Source organism: Bartonella sp. AC10YNML (assembly GCF_042196825.1).
In the GTDB taxonomy this organism is placed as follows: domain Bacteria; phylum Pseudomonadota; class Alphaproteobacteria; order Rhizobiales; family Rhizobiaceae; genus Bartonella.
Map to the genome: position 1 here is coordinate 1 of NZ_JBHIRA010000093.1, position 514 is coordinate 514.

1 protein-coding gene is annotated in these 514 nt (G+C 50.8%); it reads right to left on the minus strand.

The features are described 5' to 3' along the window. Nucleotides 1-416 (minus strand): DNA-binding protein (locus ACFINA_RS09815; RefSeq protein ID WP_375615545.1); only part of this gene is annotated, 416 nt, incomplete at its 3' end. Nucleotides 417-514: the final 98 nt, after the last annotated feature.

Genomic DNA, 514 nt, shown 5'->3' on the forward strand with positions numbered 1-514 from the left:
GACATCCGGCTCACACCAAATTGCACCGCACTCAAACTTGCCGCATCATGCACACCCATACCAGAAACAAGCAAATCTTCCCAAAAGCAAAGTGCCTTCAAACGCTCTTCACAGCGCCTTTTATGCGCCTTGGAAAGCCCTTCATAACGCACCCAAATACTTGTCTTTTGTTCCCCTTGCGTTTGTTTCACATCAACACCCACTCCAAACCGCACCAACAATGCCGCCCGCGCCCCCTCCGGCAATAAGGAAATGTGATACTCCCAAACCGGCTTCGTTTTGCCTCCCACTTTCCTCGCAAGTTCAGAGTTTTTTCTCCAATATGCCCGTCCGTGGTTTTCAAGACTTTTATATGTTTTCGGCAACCCTGGCAAAGCTGCCTCAGCCAATTCGGCAATAGTAAACCATTCCTTCATGGCTGCCCCCTTTTAATTTGCACCGGCGTTGCGCGCATGGCTTTCAATCGCGCTGCAATCTCCCGCTGTTCCTGCTGCAACCGCGCAATCTCTGCTAA